This window comes from Streptomyces sp. NBC_01431 (assembly GCF_036231355.1).
In the GTDB taxonomy this organism is placed as follows: Bacteria; Actinomycetota; Actinomycetes; order Streptomycetales; family Streptomycetaceae; genus Streptomyces.
Map to the genome: position 1 here is coordinate 825,255 of NZ_CP109496.1, position 20,637 is coordinate 845,891.

18 protein-coding genes are annotated in these 20,637 nt (G+C 70.1%); 4 read left to right on the forward strand and 14 right to left on the reverse strand.

Annotated features, from left to right (window positions below):
- Nucleotides 1-1,125: 1,125 nt before the first annotated feature.
- From OG522_RS03970 to OG522_RS03980, 3 genes are all read right to left on the reverse strand, one after another.
- Complete coding sequence (locus OG522_RS03970) at nt 1,126-1,269, reverse strand: hypothetical protein (RefSeq protein WP_329461510.1); 144 nt, start codon at nt 1,267-1,269, stop codon at nt 1,126-1,128.
- 572 nt (nt 1,270-1,841) lie between these two features.
- A complete protein-coding gene (locus OG522_RS03975) occupies nt 1,842-2,051 on the reverse strand; it encodes a hypothetical protein (protein ID WP_329461511.1) in 210 nt (69 codons plus the stop codon).
- A gap of 277 nt (nt 2,052-2,328) precedes the next feature.
- On the reverse strand, nt 2,329-2,904 hold the full coding sequence (locus OG522_RS03980; RefSeq protein ID WP_329461512.1) for a CGNR zinc finger domain-containing protein: 576 nt from the start codon (nt 2,902-2,904) through the stop codon (nt 2,329-2,331).
- An 84-nt stretch (nt 2,905-2,988) separates the two neighbouring features.
- Here OG522_RS03980 and OG522_RS03985 point away from each other — a divergent pair, with 84 nt between their 5' ends.
- The 3 genes from OG522_RS03985 to OG522_RS03995 all read left to right on the forward strand — a co-directional run bounded on the left by OG522_RS03985 (nt 2,989) and on the right by OG522_RS03995 (nt 5,856).
- On the forward strand, nt 2,989-3,882 hold the full coding sequence (locus tag OG522_RS03985) for an alpha/beta fold hydrolase (RefSeq protein WP_329461513.1): 894 nt from the start codon (nt 2,989-2,991) through the stop codon (nt 3,880-3,882).
- Between the two features lie 253 nt (nt 3,883-4,135).
- Nucleotides 4,136-4,315 (forward strand): hypothetical protein, encoded by a 180-nt coding sequence (locus OG522_RS03990; protein ID WP_329461514.1) that lies wholly within the window; start codon nt 4,136-4,138, stop codon nt 4,313-4,315.
- A 407-nt stretch (nt 4,316-4,722) separates the two neighbouring features.
- Nucleotides 4,723-5,856, forward strand: coding sequence for an FAD-dependent monooxygenase (locus OG522_RS03995; protein WP_329461515.1), 1,134 nt, complete (start codon nt 4,723-4,725; stop codon nt 5,854-5,856).
- 284 nt (nt 5,857-6,140) lie between these two features.
- On the opposite strand, the gene OG522_RS04000 is transcribed toward OG522_RS03995, so the two are convergent.
- The 10 genes from OG522_RS04000 to OG522_RS04045 all read right to left on the reverse strand — a co-directional run bounded on the left by OG522_RS04000 (nt 6,141) and on the right by OG522_RS04045 (nt 19,174).
- Nucleotides 6,141-7,865, reverse strand: a complete 1,725-nt coding sequence (locus tag OG522_RS04000) for an acyl-CoA dehydrogenase family protein (RefSeq protein WP_329461516.1) — start codon at nt 7,863-7,865, stop codon at nt 6,141-6,143.
- 79 nt (nt 7,866-7,944) lie between these two features.
- Nucleotides 7,945-8,499, reverse strand: coding sequence for a PadR family transcriptional regulator (locus OG522_RS04005; RefSeq protein WP_329461517.1), 555 nt, complete (start codon nt 8,497-8,499; stop codon nt 7,945-7,947).
- Between the two features lie 194 nt (nt 8,500-8,693).
- Complete coding sequence (locus OG522_RS04010) at nt 8,694-9,689, reverse strand: alpha/beta hydrolase (protein WP_329461518.1); 996 nt, start codon at nt 9,687-9,689, stop codon at nt 8,694-8,696.
- A gap of 269 nt (nt 9,690-9,958) precedes the next feature.
- The gene (locus tag OG522_RS04015) at nt 9,959-11,383 is read right to left on the reverse strand and encodes a serine/threonine-protein kinase (protein WP_329461519.1); all 1,425 of its coding nucleotides are present in this window, start codon (nt 11,381-11,383) and stop codon (nt 9,959-9,961) included.
- A 48-nt stretch (nt 11,384-11,431) separates the two neighbouring features.
- On the reverse strand, nt 11,432-12,238 hold the full coding sequence (locus OG522_RS04020) for a serine/threonine protein kinase (protein WP_329461520.1): 807 nt from the start codon (nt 12,236-12,238) through the stop codon (nt 11,432-11,434).
- Nucleotides 12,239-12,575: 337 nt separating this feature from the next.
- Entirely contained in the window at nt 12,576-13,559 is a 984-nt protein-coding gene (meaB, locus tag OG522_RS04025; protein ID WP_329461521.1) for a methylmalonyl Co-A mutase-associated GTPase MeaB, read from the reverse strand.
- A gap of 5 nt (nt 13,560-13,564) precedes the next feature.
- Nucleotides 13,565-15,739, reverse strand: a complete 2,175-nt coding sequence (gene scpA / locus OG522_RS04030) for a methylmalonyl-CoA mutase (RefSeq protein WP_329461522.1) — start codon at nt 15,737-15,739, stop codon at nt 13,565-13,567.
- Complete coding sequence (locus OG522_RS04035; RefSeq protein ID WP_329461523.1) at nt 15,739-17,553, reverse strand: methylmalonyl-CoA mutase subunit beta; 1,815 nt, start codon at nt 17,551-17,553, stop codon at nt 15,739-15,741. The genes scpA and OG522_RS04035 overlap by 1 nt, the downstream gene beginning before the upstream one ends.
- Nucleotides 17,554-17,834: 281 nt before the next feature.
- Nucleotides 17,835-18,638: an alpha/beta fold hydrolase gene (locus OG522_RS04040; protein ID WP_329461524.1), complete on the reverse strand. Its 804-nt coding sequence runs from the start codon at nt 18,636-18,638 to the stop codon at nt 17,835-17,837.
- A gap of 77 nt (nt 18,639-18,715) precedes the next feature.
- Nucleotides 18,716-19,174 carry a cupin domain-containing protein gene (locus OG522_RS04045; protein WP_329461525.1) on the reverse strand — a complete coding sequence of 153 codons (459 nt, stop codon included), beginning with the start codon at nt 19,172-19,174 and terminating at the stop codon, nt 18,716-18,718.
- A 165-nt stretch (nt 19,175-19,339) separates the two neighbouring features.
- On the opposite strand from OG522_RS04045, the gene OG522_RS04050 reads away from it, so the two are divergent.
- Nucleotides 19,340-19,954 carry a TetR/AcrR family transcriptional regulator gene (locus OG522_RS04050; protein ID WP_329461526.1) on the forward strand — a complete coding sequence of 205 codons (615 nt, stop codon included), beginning with the start codon at nt 19,340-19,342 and terminating at the stop codon, nt 19,952-19,954.
- Between the two features lie 128 nt (nt 19,955-20,082).
- Here the strand turns inward: OG522_RS04050 and OG522_RS04055 are convergent, their stop codons facing one another.
- Nucleotides 20,083-20,499: a TOBE domain-containing protein gene (locus OG522_RS04055; protein ID WP_329461527.1), complete on the reverse strand. Its 417-nt coding sequence runs from the start codon at nt 20,497-20,499 to the stop codon at nt 20,083-20,085.
- Nucleotides 20,500-20,637 lie beyond the last annotated feature (138 nt).

Below are 20,637 nucleotides of genomic sequence, written 5' to 3' on the forward strand. Positions count from 1 at the left end.
GGTTGTGGCCTCGGCCGACGATTCTGCGCCGTGCCCCGGGGCTTGTGGCAAGCCCCCCAGTGCGCTATACGTTGAGAGAGGCAAGGAGAGAGTTCTCCTTGCCTTCGTCTTTTGCCGCCCGATGGAACTGGCCGCCTTGCCGCGAAGCGGTGGCCCGCCGCGCACGGATATGCGTCACTGGCCCAGGCGGATGACCCATCGGCCCGTGGAGATACGACGCGGATGCGACCACGGAACCAGAGGTACTAGAGGCACTTTTCCTAGTCGGCGAGCCCGGACGTCGAGCGCGAACGACATCTCCCGGAGGTCGTCGCACCACACGAGCGTTGGGCACATCCCGGCCCCCGCCGCCGAGGTGCATGAAGTCCCGCGCGGCATCCCTCAGAATCGTCTCCGCCAGCCGGGTCGCAGCCAGGGCGTGCAGCGTGGCCGGGTCTGCCTCGCCGAAGCTCGCCGCCCCGCCCCCGTACCCGTAGCTTCCGATTGGATCACCTGTCTCCCCCGCCGACCTCCAACGGACCCAACCCGGCAACCTGCTCACTCACCCCCGACATCACCACGACGACCTGCGCGATCGACCACATTCTCGTGCGGGAACTCTCGTGGGTCGTCTCCGCGCTGTCGCGTTCACTCGCACTCCGGCGCAGGCGCGCGTCGCGGCACCTCACGGGCGCCGCCTGCCGCGACCTCACAGCGGGCCACCCGGCCGCCCCGCCCGCGTGATCAAGTACGGGGTCAGCAACCAGCCACCTGCTGCCTCTCCAGCGCCAGCCACGTCCATCACCCGGGCGTCTTCCTCGTAAGGATCGCTTGGGAGACCGGCTGCCGCTCGCCGTCGCCCTCGATGCCGGCTCCCGCCCCGCGTCTAAGCGCAGCTCGCCGCCCACGGCCGTCCGATCACACAGCACAACGGAGCCGACCAGCTCCATGTCCCCAACGCGGTCACCCGGGTTTCACGCTCGCTGCCCGGTGACCGCCTTCGCCGCCCAACTGGCATGTGTCCCGGCGGGCTTCCGGCTCGGATAGCCCGCGACGGGGCGAAGCACGCGGCCGCCCCGGGGGATTCGTTCAGTCGCTGTCCCGGCCCAGTCTCTGTCTCGTTGTTCCCCGAGGCTGAACTCGTTACTACAACAGACCGATGTTGGTGAGTGGGAAGTTCCAGTCGTTGCTCTCGGCATGGCGCTGACCGTCCTGAGCCGCGGCCGGTACCGCGAACAGCATCAGCCCGGCGACGACAACGACCAAGGCGGCGACAATACGACGCTTCACAATTCCTCCTCGACGACGACACTACCGACCACCGTGCCCGCGGCTCTCACCCGCCGGGCCACGCCGCCCACCCCCCGGATCCACCGCTCGGTGGTGACGCCCTCCGCGCGGCGCCCCCCTGCACCGGCCGATCCCCGCGAGGGACGCCGGTTCGTAACCCAGCCCGTCATCTTGCCCTCACTTCCGTCGAACTACCCGTCCGCCAGAGGGACTTGGGCGATGGCCCGCACGTCGTTCAAGGAGCAGTCGCCGACGCTGGATGCGCCCCCGGGCAGACACCCGCGAGTCCATGACCCCCTGGGGGTTGATCACCGCACGCCCCGGTGCGTGCGCGAAGCGGGGAACGTGGCAACTGTCGAGACCGGCGCACATCGCAGCGCACCACGGTCCAGACCGGTGGGCCCAGGGACGCTACAGCGCGCGTCCTTGGACCCACTCGGGTGTGGCGGTCTCATGCGCGAATGCGGGTTCCGGCGTGGCCCACGCCCGAAGGTGTGTGGCGCGGGGGATCTGTCTGGAACCGCATTCGGGCACGGAGAGGAATGTCGCCTATGGGGCTGGGACGCGGTTGATTACTGGCCGCCGCCCCACGTGGCCACGGCATTGGCCTGCGAGCTGGCCACCGCGGTGCCGTACGTGGCCACGGCGTTGGCCTGCGAGCTGGCCACCGCCGTGACCTGCGGAGGGGCGTTGTAGCCGTCGGCGAAGCTGACGCCGATACCGAGGGCGGACAGCCCCGTGACCGCTGCGACTACGACGGCAGCGCGCTGAAACTTGCGCATGATTTGGCCCTTTCTTACCTGGGCGTGAAGCCCTGGGTTGAGTGCTCGGCATGAAGATATAGATAAGAATTGCGGCAATTTGGGATCTTTGACCCTCAGTGCGTCGTGTCGGCTCACGGCGAGGCACCCTTTGGACCGTGCCCTATGCGGCGAGGCGGACGTGTGACTCATAGCCGAGATAGGGGCGGCGAGAGTAGGGAGAGGCCAGTAGTTGTGGGGGTGGCGTTCACGGTGGAGCCTTCGGGCCTGAACGCCACCCGCGACGTCAACTGCCGGATCAGTCAGCGGAGTTGTGGCGTCGGTAGTGCCGGGCGACGCGGGCGCGGTTGCCGCAGCGAGTGGGAGAGCACCAGCGGCGGCGGGGGTGTGACGGCAGGAAGACCATCACGCAGTCACCAGCTTCGCACTCCTTGAGCCTGCCAATGGCCGGGTCGGTGAACAGGTCGGCCGCAGCATCGGCGAGCAGCGCCGCGAGGCGGTCCCCGAACGGGCCGGTACGGCGACTGACGGCTGTGACCGTGGCGCCGTCCCAACCGAGTTCACGTACGGAAGGCGCCGCGCGCTGCGCCTCGGTGAGTCCGCGCAGGGCGGACGCGGGGGGCCTGGTTCCGGCGAGCAGGGCGCGCACGACGGTTTCGATGTGGGTGCGCACGGCGTGAACGGGGGCTAGATCGCCCCGCGTCGGCGCGGCGCCCGAGACCTCCCCCGGCAGCCGGTACGCCTCCCGTTCGAGCCAGTCGGACAACTGCTGTGCGGTGGCGAGGAGGTCGACACGGCCGTCGCCGCCAGCCGGACGGGTGTTCACCAGATCCAGGGCCAGGGCCTCGCCGGTCAACGGTTCACTGTCGGACATGGACTAATGCTACATCACGCAGTTGACGCATTAGTCATCCTGAAGGTAGAACTAATGCATCTTCTCTCCAAGGAGGCATGTGACATGTTGTCTGCGTCCACGTCCCACATGGCCGTTCCGGCTCGCACCGCCCATCGGGTCGTCCACGTGGACGGAGTGGAGGTCTTCTACCGGGAGTCCTTGCCCGAGCGTCCCGACGCCCCGGTGGTGCTGCTCCTGCACGGCTTCCCTTCTGCCTCGCACCAGTTCCGCCGCCTCATGGACACCCTCGGCAAGCACTACCGGCTGATAGCTCCCGACTATCCCGGCTTTGGACACACCCGTGCTCCGCACGGCTTCACTTACTCCTTCGACCAACTCGCCGATACCGTCGAGGGTTTCACCGAACACCTCGGACTGACGCGCTTCGCGATGTACCTCTTCGACTTCGGCGCGCCCGTCGGCTTCCGCCTGGCGCTGCGGCACCCGGAGCGGATCGCGGGCCTCATCGTCCAGAACGGCAACGCGTACGCCGAGGGCCTGTCGGACGCGGCCCGCGAATTCACCGCCCTCACCCCGGACACCCCCGGCGCCGACCAGGCCATCCTCGACCTGTTGACCGTGGACGCCACCCGCGCCCAGTACGAGGGCGGCACCGCCCACCCTGAGCTGATCGCCCCCGAGGGCTGGCTGCTGGATCAGCACTTCCTCGACCTGCCCGGCCGCAAGGAGGCGCAGCGCGCGCTCGCCTACGACTACAAGAGCAACGTCGCCGCCTACCCCGACTGGCAGGCGTGGCTGCGCGAGCATCAGCCGCCGACTCTGATCACCTGGGGCATTGGCGACCCCTTCTTCCCCGAGCCCGGAGCCCGTGCCTACCTGCGCGACCTGCCCGACGCTGAGCTCCACCTGTTCGACACGGGCCACTTCGCACTGGAGGACCGCCTGCCCGAGATCGCTCCGCTGATCGCCGACTTCCTCGACCGCACCTGGGCCTGAACCACCGCTGCCGCCTGGAGGCTGTTCCCTTTCCTGGCCGAGCGTCGCCCGGGTCGGCTGGCGCGTCGTGGAGCGAGCTGGGCCGGGACGGGGGGATCAAACCAATCAAGCCGCTTTCGCCCTTCGGCAAAGCGGACGCGGGAGTTGATCATTTCATCCCGGCCATTTGGGTGGTGGGGTGCGGGTGCACGTTGCTGCGCGGACCGGCGTGACGTTGCACAAATTCCAACCAGCCATGCAGGAAAGGGTCATCATGGAACGCCGCATTCTCCGCGCCGCAGCCATCGCCATCGGGGCCGCCGCGCTCATTGGACTCACAGGCACGTCAGCCAGCGCCACCGGTCTTGGCGGCGCCGAAGGCACGGTCAACGCCGTGCGCGTTCTCGCCGACGGAACGATTACTGCCGTGAGTAACCTCGCCGGCCTGCGCTGAGGGCCCGCCTGACAGCAGTTTCGTCCGTTGCCCGGATTACCGGCCCTCTCTCCTGGCCCGACCGGGCTTCATCGGCCGGTAATAGGCAGGTCTGGCGTCACAGCCCATCCGGCAGGTGATCACGGCAGCAACAGCCGGACAAAAAACGAGGGTGCCCGTGCCGTGGAAGACGTAGGCCTTCTCCCCTGCCTCGTCGCCACGGCCCGGACTCCCTTGAGTACGTTGACTCTCCAGGCCAGCCGGCGGTGAACTCGGTTTTGCAAGACGGGAGTTATTGCCCGGAACGGAACTATCACGTGCCGAACTGTGCATTGCCGTCACCTCATCCCTGGCGAAGACTCAAGGAGTCCGTGGACCGCGGCTGATGCGGTCACCGGGATACACGTCGGCAGCACTGGGAGAAGACCATGCGGAACACGAATGTCTTGATATCCGGAGCGAGTGTGGCAGGGCTGACGCTGGCTCACTGGTTGCAGCGCGCGGGGTTTCGTCCCACGGTGGTGGAGCGGGCGCCCGGCCTGCGCAGGGGCGGGCAGGCCATCGACATCCGGGGCACCGCGTTACAGGTCGTGGAACGGATGGGGCTGCTCGACAAGATCCAGGCCGCGACGACCAACATGCGCGGGATGTCATTCGTGGACGGTCGGGGCGAGGAGTTGTCCAGGTCCACCGAGGCCACCCTGACCGGCGGGTTGATCGACAACGACGATGTCGAGATCATGCGCGACGACCTGACGACCATGCTCTTCGACGCGAGCCGCTACGGGACCGAGTACTTGTTCGGCGATGTCATCACCTCCCTCACACAGAACGACGACGCCGTTGAGGTCCGCTTCCGGCACGAACGTCCGCGCAGTTTCGACCTGGTGATCGGCGCGGACGGCCTGCACTCGGGCGTGCGCCGCCTGGCCTTCGGCCCCGAGTCGGAGTTCCTCCACTTCCTCGGCAGCTATCTCGCGATCTTCAGTCTGGAGAACTACCTCGGCCTCGACCACTGGCAGATGTACCACCAGGCCGGTGACGCGGTGGTCGGCGTCTACAGCGCGCGGCAGAACACCGAGGCACGGGCGATGCTCCTCTTCCGGTCCCCGGAACTCGACTTCGACCACCGCGATCTCGATCAGCAGAAGAACCTCCTCGCGGAACGCTTTGCCGACGTCGGCTGGGAAACACCCCAGCTGTTGGCAAGCATGCGGGAGGCGCCGGATTTCTACTTCGACTCGATGAGCCAGGTTCGCCTCGACCGCTGGTCGAACGGGCGCATCGGGCTCGCCGGCGACGCGGGCTACTGCCCTTCACCACGATCCGGCCAGGGCACCAGCCTGGCCCTGGCCGGCGCCTACGTACTCGTCGGCGAACTCGCGAGCAGCCGCGGCGACCACCGCGCGGCCTTCGACCGCTATCAGCAGGTGATGCGAGCCTACGTGGACGAGAACCAGCAGCTCGCCCATCCCCGGCCCGACGGCAGCAGGGCCACGTCCGACGAACTCACCCACGCGTCGAATGCCATCACCCTTCCTGACTATCCCCACCACGGCTGACGCGGGGGTCCCAGGCAGGCGCGGCGAGGTCGTCGCCCTGTCAGGACGGGCTCGCCCCCTCCCCCTGCACGGCCTCCGACCCCGCGAGGTTGCGACCCCGCAGGCCCCAACTACCGCATGTCCTCGGGTAGTTCACGGCAGCTTCGGCGGTTCAGCTCTTGCAGCGGCTGACCCGGCCCAAGGCCACAGGTCCCCGGGCCGGAACCCGGACGACGGCCTCAATCGCGCCGCCTGACCTGGTGGTTGGGCGGCGCGACCGTGTGGCCAGGAGGCTCGGGCGGCGGTTAAGGAGCCATCTCGTACGTCCCGGCCAGCGCTTCGACGCGTTCCCAGACGCGCGCCGAGCGGGCCTCGTCGACGACCGGACGCCGTACCGCGCCCAGCGCCCAGTTCTGCTGCTCCGCGGTGGCGGAGTCCTTGCCGTGCAGTTCGACGGCGTGCGCGGAGAAGTCGCGGACGAGGACGGCGAAGAGCTCGTCGAGTACGTCCTGATCCAGGCCGGTCAGCCGCGCCTGCTCCAGGATCAGCTGGCCGTGCACGACCAGCGCGAACAGCTGGCCGACGGCGAGCAGGAGGTCGAGGTCGCGGCTCTGCTCCTCGTCGGGGGCGGCGGCCGCGACGAACTCGCACAGGGCGTCGGCCTGTTCACGGAAGCGGCCGACGTTGGGCACCTCGGCGTACGCGTCGTAGGCGGTGCGCCAGTCGTGGAAGCGGATCGCGCCCAGGCCCCGGGCCGGTCCCTGCCGGAAGAGGAAGTCGTCGTCGGCCGCGTCCAGGCGGGTCGGCACGGGCGCGTACTCGGCCGGGTTCAGCAGGTGGTTGCCCATGAACTTCAGGATCAGCGCCAGGTTGACGTGGACGGTGCCCTCCAGCTTTGGCAGGCCGCGGATCTCGACGGCCGCCTGAGCGAAGTAGTTGTCCTTCTCGAAGCCCTTGGCCGCGATGACGTCCCACATCAGGTCGATGACCTTCTCGCCCTCCGTGGTCACCTTCATCTTCGTCATGGGGTTGAAGAGCAGGTAACGGCGGTCGTCGGGGCCCGCGGAGCGGAAGTAGTCCACGGCACGGTCGCTGAACAGCTTCATGCCGACGAGGCGGACGTAGGCGTCGGTCAGCTCGCGGCGCACGTGCGGGAAGGCCGTGACGGGGCGGCCGTAGAGGATGCGCTGGTGGGCGTGGGTGACGGCCTCGTACATCGCGTGTTCGCAGATGCCGATCGAGGCGGTGCACAGGTTGAACTTGCCGACGTTGACGGTGTTGAGGGCGGCGTCGAAGGCGGCACGGCCGGTGTGCAGGACGTCCTCGGCACCGACCGGGTAGTTCTCCAGGCGGAATTCGCTGACGTACTTCGAGGAGTCGACGACGTTCTTCACCAGCTGGTACGCCTCGTGGCGGCTGTCGGCGGCGAAGAAGACGTAGCCGTCGGGGCCCTCGACGTCGGTGCGCCGGCCGAACACGGAGACGAGCCCGGCGGCGTTGCCGTTGCCGATGTAGTACTTGGAGCCGGTGGCCCGGAAGCCGCCCTCGCCGTCGGGCTCAAGCAGCATGTCGGTGGAGTAGATGTCCGCGCCGTGGGTCTTCTCGGACAGGCCGAAGGCGAACACCTCGCCCTGGGAGAGGAGGTCGGCCGCGCGGGTGCGGGCCACCGCGTTGTCGCTCTGCCAGACAGGGCCGAGACCCAGGATGGTGACCTGCCACGCGTACCAGTAGTCCAGGCCGTAGAAGCCGAAGATCTCGTTGAGGGCGGCGATCCGGGCGGTGTCCCAGCGCTTGTCGTCCTCTCCTTCCCCGGCCGCGGAGGCCGGGGTGAGGAACGTCGCGAACAGCCCTTCCTTGGCGGAGAACGCGAGAAAGTCCGCCAGCCACGCGCGCGAGCGGTAGTCCTCGATCAGCTTGCGCTTGCCGCGCTGCTCGAACCAGTCGACGGTGGCGCGCAGCAGCCTGCGGGTCTCGGGGTCGAAGTGCGTCGGGTCGTAGGTGCGCGGGTTGAACAGCAGCTGGTCGGCCATGGCCATTCGCCTTTCCGGCTCGGGGAGTTGGGGAGGGGAGGGAGAACTGGGATGCCCGAAGGCGGCGCGCCGCACCGGTTCAGCGCTCGGCACCGAGCCGGTGGAGGGTGGCGATCACGTCGTCGAGCCAGGCGAGCGTCATCCGCTCGTACGCGATGCCGCCGCGCAGCACGACGTGCTGGAGCTCCCGGCCGGTGTCGGATGCGGGGGCTTCGGGGCCGGTGAAGTCGCGCCGCTCGCCGGCGAGATAGTGCGCGAGCCGGTCGACGTGCGCCTGACGGTGTCGCTCCACCTCGCGCAGCAGCGCGGCCGGGTCGTCGAAGGCCGCGCCGCGGATCTTCACGGCGAGTTCGTGCCGGACGCTCTCCGGCTCGATCGGCTCGTGCAGCCATCCGGAGAGTGCGGCCCGGCCGGGAGCGGCGACGGAGTACTCCTTCTTGTCCGGCCGGTTGTGTTGCGCCACCTCACGGGCGTGGATCCAGCCGTCGTTCTCCATGCGCTTGAGGATGCGGTAGATCTGCTGGTGGGTGGCGGCCCAGAAGTAGCCGATGGAGCGGTCGAAGCGCCGGGCCAGCTCATAGCCGGACCCCGGCTTCTCCAACAGCGAGACGAGGATCGCGTGCTCAAGCGCCATGCCCGAATCCTTCTATGCAACTCGTTGCATAGACAAGCGGCACCGCCCAGGTGAGACACGGCTCACCCCCGGCCCTGGGCAGCCCGGATGCCGACGGTCCCCGGACGTGCCGGTGGGCCGGGCGGGTGCGGCCTGGGTCCTCCCAGAGCGTCACCCGGTCCCGGCCCACGGGGCCCACGGCCGGACGCCGGGCGTTACGCCCTGCGGAGCCGGCCGATGATGCCGTCGAGGTCACGAATGAACAGGTCGGGGCGCACGAAGTGGCCGCCGGGGACCTCGTACCACTCGTGCGGGATGCCGGCGCGGTCGAGGAAGCCGCGCCACTCCCGCTGGGTGTCGAGCACCCCGGTCTCGTTGAACGTGTCCCAGAACGTCGGCTGGGGGCTGGTGCCCGCGACCATGAAGATCCGCTTGTTGCGGTAGCTCTCGACCCGCTCGACCGGGTTGTCCATGCTGACCCGGTTCTGGTCCCACGGCACGCCGTAGACCGTACCGCCGCCCAGTTCGATGGCCGCGGACGAGGCGTTGGCCCAGTGCACGACGCCGCCCGCGACGCCGCCCGCGACACCGCGCAGACTGGCCGGGCCGGAGTGGGAGCTCACCGAGGCGAAGTGGCCGTAGTACTTGGCCGCGTACTTCAGCGCGCCGAAGCCGCCCATCGAGAACCCGGAGACGGCACGGCCGTCGTACTCGGCGAACGTCCTGAAGTTCGCGTCGATCCACGGGATCAACTGGTTGATGTGGAAGTTCTCCCAGTTGCGCGGGCCGACGGTGGAGCTCACCGGGTTGGAGTACCAGCCCGCGTGGCCGCCGTCGGGCATCACCACGATGACCGGCTTGCCCGCTGTCCAGTCGCGGATGCCCAGGCGGTCGAAGGTGATGAAGTCCTGGCCGTCACCGCCGCCGTGCAGCACATAGAGCACGGGGTAGGTGCGTCCGCTGGAGTGGTAGTCGTCGGGCAGCAGTACGTTGACGGCGGGCTGCCAGCCGATCTCGGCGGTCTGGAAGCGGTAGTACCACATGCGGGGGTCGGTCTCGCCGCGCTCCACGATGCGCAGCCCGAAGCCGTCGTCGGCCGCGTTGGCCGCCGACGCCGTCGAGAGGACGGTCCCGGCGCCGAGTGCCAGCGCCGCGGAGGCTCCGCCGACGGCCTTGAGGACATTCCTGCGGGTGGGGCGGTGCTCGCTCAACAGAACCTCCTGGTCGGTGAACTTCGGGTACGTGCGGCCGAGTGGCGGCGGGGAAGAGCCGGCAGCATCCGCACGGTAGCCCTCGCAACACGGGGCCGGACATCCGGAACGATCCGGGGTGACACGCGGGAGGATCCGCGATGGACTCTGCTCGTGCCGATGCCCTGTGCCCTTCGGCCCTCCGCCTTGTCGGTCGGGGTGGTTGACCGTGGCGGCGAAGGGGCTCGGGGCTCGGAGGTACCCATGGCGGCCGGGGCTCCGGGGGTCCCTCACCGAACGGGGGTGGGAGAGGGGCACTCGGGGACCGGTGGCCGGTCCTTCGTGCGCACGGCGGGCAGCCAGGCGGTGGGCCGATCCGGAGTCCCGGGCAGGCGGACGCGGTACCAGTCGGCGGAGTGTGTGCCCGCCTCGTCGATGATGGGCATGCCTCGCGTCCGGCAGTCGGCGGTGACTTCGTCGCCCTGCCACACCCGGGTCGGTACGACGTTGTCGATCGTGTAGGGCCGCAGCGGGTCGATCGCCAGGCCGAGACTGCACTGCGGGTCCCGGTCCGTATGGCCCCGGCAGTTCGGGTCCGCGTTGAACACCCGGATCCGGCCGGCGGCTTGGTCGGTCGTGGCGCCGGGTCCGGTGGATGTGGCGTCGTACCCGACGTGGGGCCAGACCGTCGCGCCGACCGCGCACATCGCGAGGGTGACGAGCGCGGCGCGTCGACGTCGGCGGCGGGGTGTCGTGTGCCGTCCGGGCGGCACGGTGGCGTCTACCTCGGTGGCCTGCCGGGCGCTGATGCGCGCCAGCAGGCTCTCGGCGGTGTGCTGGGCGCGTACGCGGTGGGTCGGGGCCAGGCAGTCGGCGGCCAGCGCGCGCCAGAACGGCGGCACCGCGCCGTCCAGGCGCAGCGTTGCCCGCCCGTCGGCGTACTCCTGTGCCGCGGCGCCGCGTGCCATGGGAGTGGCGCCGGGGAACGGCGAGGCGCCGCGGGCGAACAGCTCGTGGACCGTGATCCCCAGGGCCCAGATGTCGGCGCTCGGGCGGACCTCGACGCCGTGCTCGCCGAGCGGCGCCTTCCAGCGTTCGGGCGGGAGGTAGTCGAAGGTGCCCATCGGAGGCGCGTATCCGTGGGTGCCGTGGGTGCCGGTCAGCTGGGTGACGAGCCCGAAGTCCGAGAGCTTCACCGAACCGTCCGCCATGAGCAGGATGTTGTCCGGTTTGAGATCGCCGTGCACCCATCCGCCGCGGTGCAGATGCGCCAGGCCCTCACAGATCTCGGCGACGAGCCGGGCGCCCTCGGCCTCGGTCACGCCGGAATCGAGGAGATCCCGAAGACTGCGTTCGGCCCGCTCCATGACCAGCACGATCGCGCCGTCCAGCAACGGATCGTCGGGTTCGGCGAGTACCACGGTGTCCAGCAGGCGGATCAGCCTCGGATGGTTGGACCGCCGGCCGAACTCGACTTCGCGCCGGGCGGTTTCGGCGACCTTGCGGGCCTGGCGCGGCGCGAGGCCGGCGGTCGGCAGGACCTTGAGCGCGACGGCCGCCTCCTGTGCGGCGTCACCCTCAACTGGCTTGCCCGCATGGACAGTTGCCCAGCCCCCGGCCCCGATCGGCTCCGTGACCTCCCAGCCGCCCACGCGGTAGCCGCGTGGAAGGAGTTCCGTACGGTCACCTCCCGGTGTGTTCGCCGCGCCGTGCACCGTATCCCCTCCCGGTCCGCCCTCCGTCGCGGTCTGCGGGTCGCCGTCTCACCGCGCCGGCCCCCGCTCCCGCGCGCCCGCCGCGGCCCTCGGCGGCAGCAGCGCGAGGTGTTCCTCCCGTACCAGACCGAACCGCAGCACGAGCCCGACGATCGCCTCCCGTTTGCCGTTGCGGCGGGCTTCCCTGCGGGGCCCGGACTCGGCCGGTGCGCTGATCCGCATCTTCTCGTCGGCGAGGTAGTCGATGTGCGAACTGACCGCCCGAGCCGTGAGCCGGGCGCACGCGGCGTGCCCCTTGAGACGTTCCACGATCTGGGGTGTGGTCGGCACCGCGACGGGCGACTCGTCGCGCAGCCGCGGTTCGCAGAGCGCCACGAGGATGAGGAAGTAGAGGGCCGTCTCGTCCAGGGAGTACGCCGTGAGCGTGCGACTCCCCCACTGCCCGCCCATGCCTTCGGGGTCGAGGTACACGTGGTCGGGCGCGAACACCTGGAAGGCGACCGAGGTGTTGCGCCGGGCGGGCAGCACGACCCGGGAGAACTCGAAGGGGATGGGTGCGCCGGCCCGTCGCGGCGGCACGCGCAGGTACTCCCCCGCCCCTTCCGGGTTCTCCACCAGATAGCTCTGCGTCGTACTGAGGTTGCTGAGCTGCCAGTGGTCGTCGGTCACCCGGATCTCGCCCGCGAGCCGGGAGATGGCCTCGTCCTCGAGGCGGAGTTCGACCGGGGTGGTCGCGGAGCCGCGCCCGAAGCGTGCCACCTCCCCCGGGCCCAGCCGCAGTGTCACCGCGTCACCGCACGGCTCACCCGCCACATCGCCGCTTGCCCGCGGCAGGTAGATCACTACCCCGCTCACTGCCCCCTCCTCGCCACGCCTCACCAAATCGTCACGCACATCGCACGTTACACATCCTGGCGATTGGTCAACTCATGGCGCCTGGCCGGTTTCACACCATGCGAGGGGGACGATCCACCCATCCAGCGCGCTCGCCCTGGTGGGCGCGTGTTCGCACCCGGCCGACTCGGCTTGGCTGAACAACAGTGCCGGCCCTGTCGAGAATCGGCCTCGCGTCGTGCGCGAGCCGGGGCCGCCGCCCGTTGCACCTGCCTTCGTACGCCACCCTCAGGTTGGCCGGCTCACGTGGCTCGGAGAAGGCGGGCACCCACGGCCTGTTCCGCGAGGCGCGCCCCGGTCAGCCCGCGCCGCCGAACGCGTCGAGGATACGTTCGGCGGCGCGGGTGGCCGTCAACTCGCCCTCGCGGACCTGCCGTTCGAGGGAGGGTGCGAGGGACCGTACCGCGGGATCCGCGTGCAGACGGCCGAGCAGCTCGTCACGGACCATCGTCCAAGTCCAGTCGACCTGCTGCTCGCGGCGCTTGGCGGCGAGCCGGCCGGTCGAGTCGAGCAGGGTGCGGTGCTGTTCGAGGCGTTCCCATACGGCGTCGAGGCCGGTCGACTCCCGGGCGCTGCAACTCAGGACGGGCGGGGTCCAGGCCGAGTCCGCGGGGTGCATCAGCCGCAGGGCGCCCGCCAGTTCGCGGCCCGCGGCCTTGGCGTCGCGCTCGTGCGGGCCGTCCGCCTTGTTCACCGCGATCACATCGGCCAGCTCCAGGACGCCCTTCTTGATGCCCTGCAACTGGTCCCCGGTGCGCGCGAGGGTGAGCAGCAGGAAGGAGTCGACCATGTTCGCGACCGCCGTCTCCGACTGGCCCACACCCACCGTCTCCACCAGGACCACGTCGTAGCCCGCCGCCTCCATCACCACGATCGACTCCCGGGTCGCCTTGGCCACCCCGCCAAGCGTGCCGGCCGTGGGCGAGGGCCGCACGAAGGCGGCCGGGTCCACGGCCAGGCGCTCCATGCGCGTCTTGTCGCCCAGGATGGATCCGCCGGTGCGGCTCGATGACGGGTCGACGGCCAGCACCGCGACCCGGTGCCCGAGCGACGTGAGCATCGTGCCCAGCGCGTCGATGAAAGTCGACTTGCCGACGCCGGGAACGCCGCTGATGCCGACGCGCCGGGCCTTCCCGCTGTGCGGCAGCAGCTCGGTGAGAAGGGACTGCGCCAGGGCGCGGTGATCGGGCCGGGTGGACTCCACGAGGGTGACGGCCCGCGCGATGTACGCCCGCTTCCCGTCGAGTACGCCCTTCGCATAGGTGTCGACGTCGATCGCCATGGGGCTCAGAGGCCGTGTCCGAGGTCGGCGGCGAGCTTGTGGACCAGGTCGTGCGCCGCGTCCGGGATCACGGTGCCCGGCGGGAAGACCGCCGTGGCTCCCATCTCCAGGAGGGTCGGCACGTCCTGCGGGGGGATCACCCCGCCCACCACGATCATGATGTCCTCGCGTCCTTCCTCGGCCAGTTGCTCCCGCAGCGCCGGTACGAGCGTGAGGTGACCGGCGGCCAGCGAGGACACGCCGACGATGTGCACGTCGGCCTCGACGGCCTGGCGTGCGACCTCCGCCGGGGTCTGGAACAGCGGGCCGACGTCCACGTCGAAGCCGAGGTCGGCGAAGGCGGTGGCGATGACCTTCTGGCCGCGGTCGTGGCCGTCTTGGCCCATCTTGGCGACCAGGATGCGCGGACGGCGGCCCTCGGCCTCCTCGAAGGCGTCCACCCGCGTGCGGGTGCGCTCCACGGACGGCGACTCCCCTGCTTCGTTGCGGTACACACCCGAGATCGTACGGATCTGGCTGGAGTGCCGCCCGTACACCTTCTCCAGGGCGTCGGAGATCTCCCCGACCGTCGCCTTCGCCCGTGCCGCGTGCACGGCCAGCTCCAGGAGGTTGCCGGTGCCCGCGGCGGCGGTGGTCAGCGCCCGCAGCGCGTCCTGGCAGGCTCCCTCGTCGCGTTCCGCGCGCAGTCGCCGCAGCTTCTCGATCTGCTGCACGCGGACCGAGGAGTTGTCGACCTTGAGGACGTCGATCTGCTCGTCGCTGTCGACGCGGTACTTGTTGACGCCGATGACCGGCTGACGGCCCGAGTCGATCCGGGCCTGGGTGCGGGCGGCGGCCTCCTCGATGCGCAGCTTGGGGATTCCCGCGTCGATGGCCTTGGCCATGCCGCCCGCCGCCTCGACCTCCTCGATGTGCTGCCAGGCCCGCCGCGCCAGGTCGTACGTCAGCTTCTCCACGTAGGCGCTGCCGCCCCACGGGTCGATGACCCGGGTGGTGCCGGACTCCTGCTGGATCAGCAGCTGGGTGTTGCGGGCGATGCGCGCCGAGAAGTCGGTGGGCAGCGCCAGCGCCTCGTCCAGGGCGTTGGTGTGCAGCGACTGGGTGTGGCCCTGGGTGGCCGCCATCGCCTCCACACACGTGCGCGTCACGTTGTTGAAGACGTCCTGCGCGGTCAACGACCAGCCGGAGGTCTGCGAATGGGTGCGCAGCGAGAGGGACTTGGCGTTCTGCGGGTCGAACTGCTTGACCAGTCTGGCCCACAGCAGGCGCGCGGCCCGCATCTTGGCGATCTCCATGAAGAAGTTCATGCCGATCGCCCAGAAGAAGCTCAGTCGGGGCGCGAACGCGTCGACGTCGAGCCCGGCCTCCTGCCCGGCCCGCAGGTACTCCACGCCGTCGGCCAGCGTGTAGGCCAGCTCCAGGTCGGCCGTCGCTCCGGCCTCCTGGATGTGGTAGCCGGAGATGGAGATGGAGTTGTAGCGCGGCATCCGCTGCGAGGTGAAGGCGAAGATGTCGGAGATGATCCGCATCGACGGCTTCGGCGGATAGATGTAGGTGTTGCGGACCATGAACTCCTTGAGGATGTCGTTCTGGATGGTCCCCGCCAGCTTCTCCGGCGGTACGCCCTGCTCCTCGGCGGCCACGATGTACAGGGCCAGCACCGGCAGCACGGCGCCGTTCATCGTCATCGACACGGTCATCTTGTCCAGCGGGATGCCGTCGAAGAGCTGACGCATGTCGTAGATCGAGTCGATGGCCACGCCCGCCATGCCGACGTCACCGGTCACCCGCGGGTGGTCGCTGTCGTAGCCGCGGTGGGTGGGCAGGTCGAAGGCGACCGACAGGCCCTTCTGCCCGGCCGCGAGGTTGCGCCGGTAGAAGGCGTTGGACTCCTCGGCGGTGGAGAAGCCCGCGTACTGCCGGATGGTCCAGGGCTGGTTGACGTACATCGTCGGGTAGGGCCCGCGCAGATACGGCGCGATGCCCGGGTAGGTGCCGAGGAAGTCCAGGCCCTCCGTGTCGCGACCGGTGTACAGCGGCTCGACGGCGATGCCCTCGGGCGTCTCCCAGAGCGGCTCGCTCCCGCCGGCCGCTCGCTTCAGGGCCGTACGCCATTGGTCGGCGGAGCCCTCGGCGCGCGGCACGCCCAGTTCGACCCCGGAGAAGTCGGGGATTCCCATCAGGACACTCCCATGCGGTCGAGGGTGGCGGAGAGCAGGGCGACGGCGTCGCAGCCCGCGAACACATGGGCGTCGACACCGGTGTACGGCGTGGGCCGCCCGGCGAGGAAGATGTGCGCGGCACCGGCCGACGCGAGGGTGCCGGCCGCAGCTTCGGCCTGCTCCTCGTACAGCGCGTCGCTGGAGCAGAGGCAGGCCTCGGCGGCGCCGGAGGCCCGGAAGGCTTCGGCGGTGGCGTTCCCGGTGACCGGTTCGATGCCGCCCGCCTGGAACAGGTTGGAGGCGAACGTCGCCCGCGCGGTATGGGCGGCGGCCGGTCCCAGGGTGGCCAGGAAGATCCGCGGCCGAGCGCCGGTGGCGGCGAGGTGGGCGTCGGAGCGGGCGCGCAGTGCCTCGAACTCCTCGTCGCGTCGCACCCGGGGCAGTCCGCCGGACGGCGGCCGGGGCGCGGGCACACGTTCCACCGGGGGCTCGGCGAGGTTGGGGAACTCGCTGACGCCGGTGATGGGTTCGCGCCGCTTGGCGATCTTCGCCGAGCGCACGGCCCAGGTGTTCGCCAGGTCCTCACCGATGAGGTCCGAGCGCAGGGCCGCCGCCTGGCCGCCCGCGCGCTCGACCTTCTGGAAGAACTCCCAGCCCGCGCGGGCGAGTTCATCGGTGAGCCGTTCGACGTACCAGGAGCCGCCGGCCGGGTCGATCACCCGGGCCAGGTGTGACTCCTCGACCAGGATCGAGGAGGTGTTGCGGGCGATGCGCCGGGCGAACGCGTCGGGCAGGCCGAGGGCGTGGTCGAAGGGCAGCACGGTGACGGCGTCGGCGCCGCCGACTCCGGCGGCCAGGGTGGCGACCGTCGTGCGCAGCATGTTCACCCACGGGTCGCGGCGCGACATCATCACCGGCGAGGTGACGGCGTGCTGGAGCTGCGCAGCGGGCGCGCCGCAGACCTCGGTGACCCGCGCCCACAGCCGGCGGGCGGCCCGCAGTTTGGCGATGGTCAGGAACTGATCGGCGGTGGCGGCATACCGGAACTCCAGCTGGTCGGCGGCCTGTTCGGCCGAGAGTCCCGCCTCGGTCAGCTCCCGCAGGTAGGCGACGCCGGTCGCGAGGGAGCAGCCGAGCTCCTGCGCGGCGGAGCCGCCGGCCTCGTGGTACGGCAGGGCGTCCACGGTCAGCGCCCTCAGCCCGGGGTACTGGTCGGCGCACAGCCGCGCGAGCCCGGCCACCGACGCGAAGTCGAACGCCTCCCCCGTACGAGCCTGGTGCCCCAGCGGGTCGGCCCCGAGGTTGCCGCGCGCCGCCTCCTTGGCGACCCCGCGCTCCTCATACAGGTGGAGCAACTCCCTTGCCGCGGGCTCGACTTCACGCCCCGCTTCCAGGACGACGGCAGCGAGGTCGAGATAGACACCGTCCAGGACCCGGGGCAGCCACTCCACCGGGAACCCGCCGTCACCGGCGACGAGCCACAGCGAAGTGACCCCGTTCTCCAGGTCACCGAGCACCGCGCCGTCCGAGACGGCCGCATGCCGCTGCCTCACGTCCCAGCCGCCAGTGGTGTTCCCCTCAGCTCGGCCTCCTCGTACGAAAGGCGCGAAGCCGGGGAAACCGGGATCGGGCGCGGAGTCGCGCGCCGTGTACAGGGGACGCGTACCGAGCCCGTCCTCCAGCGTGGTGGACAGGGAGTCTTCGGCTGCCGCACCCGAGACATCCTTACCCGACTTGCGCAGTACGCCTTCGACAAGGCGCTGCCACTGCTCATGGGTCGCATCAGGAAACTCGGCTGCCAGCGAAAGCCCGTCGTCAGGCAGGACCGTCATGCTCGCATGCTAGGCCAGCCGCACAAAGGAGCAGCAGTGGTCAGGGCTGTGACCTTGCACTCTTCCGATCGCCCTTGATCCTTCGAGTGCTTCCGTACTAGGCCATGGACGGGTGTAGGGGAGGTGGCCCTGTCGGAGGGGACGCCATCCTTGTCGACGGAATCCCCGCCTGCGCGGTTCCCCGCGCGCGCCCGGCGCGGCGGGGACATGTCGGCGGCGAAGCCCGTCCCGGCATGTGTGCCCCCAACCCCTCCCCTCCCCCTGTTCGCTTTCGGGAGTGGTCAGCGATGGGAGCCACCCGTGGCGTACAGGTCCGCGAAGTGACCTACCACGGCCAGGAGTTGGTCCGGGGTCTCGATCTGGGGCAGGTGCCCGGTGCGGTGGAGCAGTTCGAACCGGGCTCCGGGGATGGCGGTCGCCCAGGCGCGTCCATAGGTGGAGTCGACGACCTGGTCGCTCTCGCCCCAGGCGACGAGGACCGGGGGCTCAACCTTGGCCAGGCGCTCCTGCAAAGTGGGGTCGGCCATGGCGTGCGGTCCGGCGTAGACGGTCAGGGCGGCACGGTTGGCGGCCATGGCGGCCCGCTGGGCGTCGGTGGGCGCGGCGGGGACCGGGGACTTGGCCGGGTCGTGGAAGGAGAGCCGGGACAGTTCGGCGGGCGTGAGGGAGAAGGTGTCGGCGATGGGATGTCCCGGAACGTGGATGCCGACGGCGTTGACGAGGACCATGCCACTGATGCGGTCGCCCGCGCGCAGGGCGAGTTCGGCGGCGATCCAGCCGCCCATGGAATTGCCGACGACGGTGACGTCCGTCAGGCCGAGTTCATCGAGCAGCGCCGCGTACGCCTCGGCGAGACCGGCCACATCGGTCAGCCAGTCGGGCCGGGGAGTGCCGGCGAAACCGGGATGAACGGGCGTGATGATTCTGAACTGCCTCTGTTCCGCCATGAGTTGGGCGAACGACGCCACCGTCTGCGGCCCGCCTCCGCCGTGGAGGAGCAGGACGACGCGCCCCTGTCCCCGGTCTTCGACGGTCACATCGAGGGAACCGGCCGGGAGGGTGAGCGCATGGACGGTGCTGGTCATTGCTTCTCCTGAGGTGAGCGGTGTTCGGGGGTGGCGCTGGCAGGCGTGACGGGGCGGCGGGTTTCGCCGTGCTCCGCTCAGCCGAAGTCGGTGGCGGGAACGGTCGCGTAACGGCTCATTACTTCGATGCTCGCCTCGGGGGTCAGCTCCCGGCCGCCGGCGATCATGTCCCGCAGGTCCCGGAAGTACTGCACGTACAGGTCGGGCGTGAAGGTGTTGACCATCACGGCCGGTTCGTCGCCGAGGTTGGCGAACGTGTGCGGGGCGCCCGGCGGGATCATGGCGAGGGTGCCCGGTGTGCCGACGTACGTGGTCTCGCCGACGGTGAAGTGCACGGTGCCCGAGACGACGTAGAACCCTTCGTCGTGCTGGGCGTGCCGGTGCTGCGGCGGGCCCTGGGTGTGCGGGGCCAGGACGATCTCACCGATGCCGAGGCGGTGCCCGGTGGTGCTTCCGTCTTCGAGGATGCGGAGTTGGACCCGGCCCAGCTGGATGGTCTCGCCGCCGTCGGGGCCGACCACGGATACCTCGTTCATCGCGAACTCCTTCGTGAGAGTTGTCTCTCATGAAGGTAGAGAGCCGGACCGCTTCGTGCAAGTGCTCTCTCACGAAGACGGCCGGGAATGCTACGGTCGACACGGAAGGTCGACCTGAGTCGACCGGAACGTTGGCCGGAAGGGACTGCCGGAAGGGGCGCATCGATGGCTACGGCGCGGATCGACACGGGGCGGTGCGACCAGAAGAAGCGCACCCGGACGGCGATCGTCAACGCCGCCCGCACCTTGATCGGCACCGGCGCCGATGTCACCATGCCGGCGATCGCCCGCGCGGCAGCGGTGTCGGACGCCACCGCCTACCGGTACTTTCCCGATCTCGCCTCGCTGCTCAGCGAAGCGCTGGTCGGCACCTGGCCCGCTCCCGCCGACGCGCTCAAGCCCGTCGCCGACTCGGACGACCCGGCCGAACGCGTCGGCTTCGCCTGCGAGTTCCTGCTCCGCGGCGTGCTCGCCCGGCAGGGCGCCGTACGCGCGATGATCGCGGCCACCATCACCCGGCCCCGTACGGCGACCGCGCGGCCCGGCTTCCGCTTCGGGCTCATCGACCACGCGCTCGCGCCCTTCGGGGACTCGCTCGCCGCCGCGGCCCCCGACGTGTTCGCCCAGCTCAAGAGGGATCTGGCGGTGGCCATCAGCGCGGAGGCCCTGTTCAGCCTCATGGACCTGTGCGGACTCGACGCCGAGGAGGCCGTGGCCAGCGCGACCCGGACCGCGACCACGCTGACCGAGGCCGCGGTCCGGGCGGCAGCCGCGCGCTGACCTCGTTCCGCGCGGCACCCGGCGGCCCCCCGCGCGCGTCGGATGCGACGCCGCAGACGCAGGGCGACGGGGAGCGGGTGCCGACCACGTACGCGAAGGGCTTCGGGGCCCCTCACGCCGCCCGGGGATCAGACGGAGAGGGAGATCTCGGTCGACTTGATCAGCGCGACAACGGGTGAACCGGCCGTGAGACTGAGGTCGGCGACGGCGTCCTTGGTGATGGCGGCGGTGAGCTCGCCACCGTCGACGGCGACCTTGACCGCCGCCATGGCGCCGCCCGCGGCGACATCGGCGACGACGCCCGCGATCTGGTTGCGAATGGACAGGCCCTCGACCGGACCGGTCGCCAGCGACACCTCGGTGGATTTCACGAGGGCCTTGACCGCGGAGCCCTCGGCGAGACCGAGTTCCTTGACGGCCTCCAGGGTGATCGCGGCGGTGATGTCCTGGCCACCGGCGAGGCGGACCTTGACGGTCGCCATGACTTCACCCGGATTCACGGAGCGGACCGTACCGGCGATCTGGTTGCGGATGCTCAGGCTCATGAAGTAGCGCCTCACAGAGTGATGGGTGGGGTCCGTCAGGCTGTGGGGCCTGCGGTGTTCACACGCTAATGCCGCGAAAAGGGCGCAGCGCGGTAACCATCGCCTGTGCCAGCCCGAATGGCCCTGGGGCCCGGCAGC

What these genes read in the sequence shown, in the direction of transcription:
- OG522_RS03975 (WP_329461511.1), bottom strand. Translation starts at nt 2,051, where the DNA reads ATGCGCAAGTTTCAGCGCGCTGCCGTCGTAGTCGCAGCGGTCACGGGG.
- OG522_RS03980 (WP_329461512.1), bottom strand. Translation starts at nt 2,904, where the DNA reads ATGTCCGACAGTGAACCGTTGACCGGCGAGGCCCTGGCCCTGGATCTG.
- OG522_RS03985 (WP_329461513.1), top strand. Translation starts at nt 2,989, where the DNA reads ATGTTGTCTGCGTCCACGTCCCACATGGCCGTTCCGGCTCGCACCGCC.
- OG522_RS03990 (WP_329461514.1), top strand. Translation starts at nt 4,136, where the DNA reads ATGGAACGCCGCATTCTCCGCGCCGCAGCCATCGCCATCGGGGCCGCC.
- OG522_RS03995 (WP_329461515.1), top strand. Translation starts at nt 4,723, where the DNA reads ATGCGGAACACGAATGTCTTGATATCCGGAGCGAGTGTGGCAGGGCTG.
- OG522_RS04000 (WP_329461516.1), bottom strand. Translation starts at nt 7,865, where the DNA reads ATGGCCGACCAGCTGCTGTTCAACCCGCGCACCTACGACCCGACGCAC.
- OG522_RS04005 (WP_329461517.1), bottom strand. Translation starts at nt 8,499, where the DNA reads ATGGCGCTTGAGCACGCGATCCTCGTCTCGCTGTTGGAGAAGCCGGGG.
- meaB (WP_329461521.1), bottom strand. Translation starts at nt 13,559, where the DNA reads ATGGCGATCGACGTCGACACCTATGCGAAGGGCGTACTCGACGGGAAG.
- scpA (WP_329461522.1), bottom strand. Translation starts at nt 15,739, where the DNA reads ATGGGAATCCCCGACTTCTCCGGGGTCGAACTGGGCGTGCCGCGCGCC.
- OG522_RS04035 (WP_329461523.1), bottom strand. Translation starts at nt 17,553, where the DNA reads ATGACGGTCCTGCCTGACGACGGGCTTTCGCTGGCAGCCGAGTTTCCT.
- OG522_RS04040 (WP_329461524.1), bottom strand. Translation starts at nt 18,638, where the DNA reads ATGACCAGCACCGTCCATGCGCTCACCCTCCCGGCCGGTTCCCTCGAT.
- OG522_RS04045 (WP_329461525.1), bottom strand. Translation starts at nt 19,174, where the DNA reads ATGAACGAGGTATCCGTGGTCGGCCCCGACGGCGGCGAGACCATCCAG.
- OG522_RS04050 (WP_329461526.1), top strand. Translation starts at nt 19,340, where the DNA reads ATGGCTACGGCGCGGATCGACACGGGGCGGTGCGACCAGAAGAAGCGC.
- OG522_RS04055 (WP_329461527.1), bottom strand. Translation starts at nt 20,499, where the DNA reads ATGAGCCTGAGCATCCGCAACCAGATCGCCGGTACGGTCCGCTCCGTG.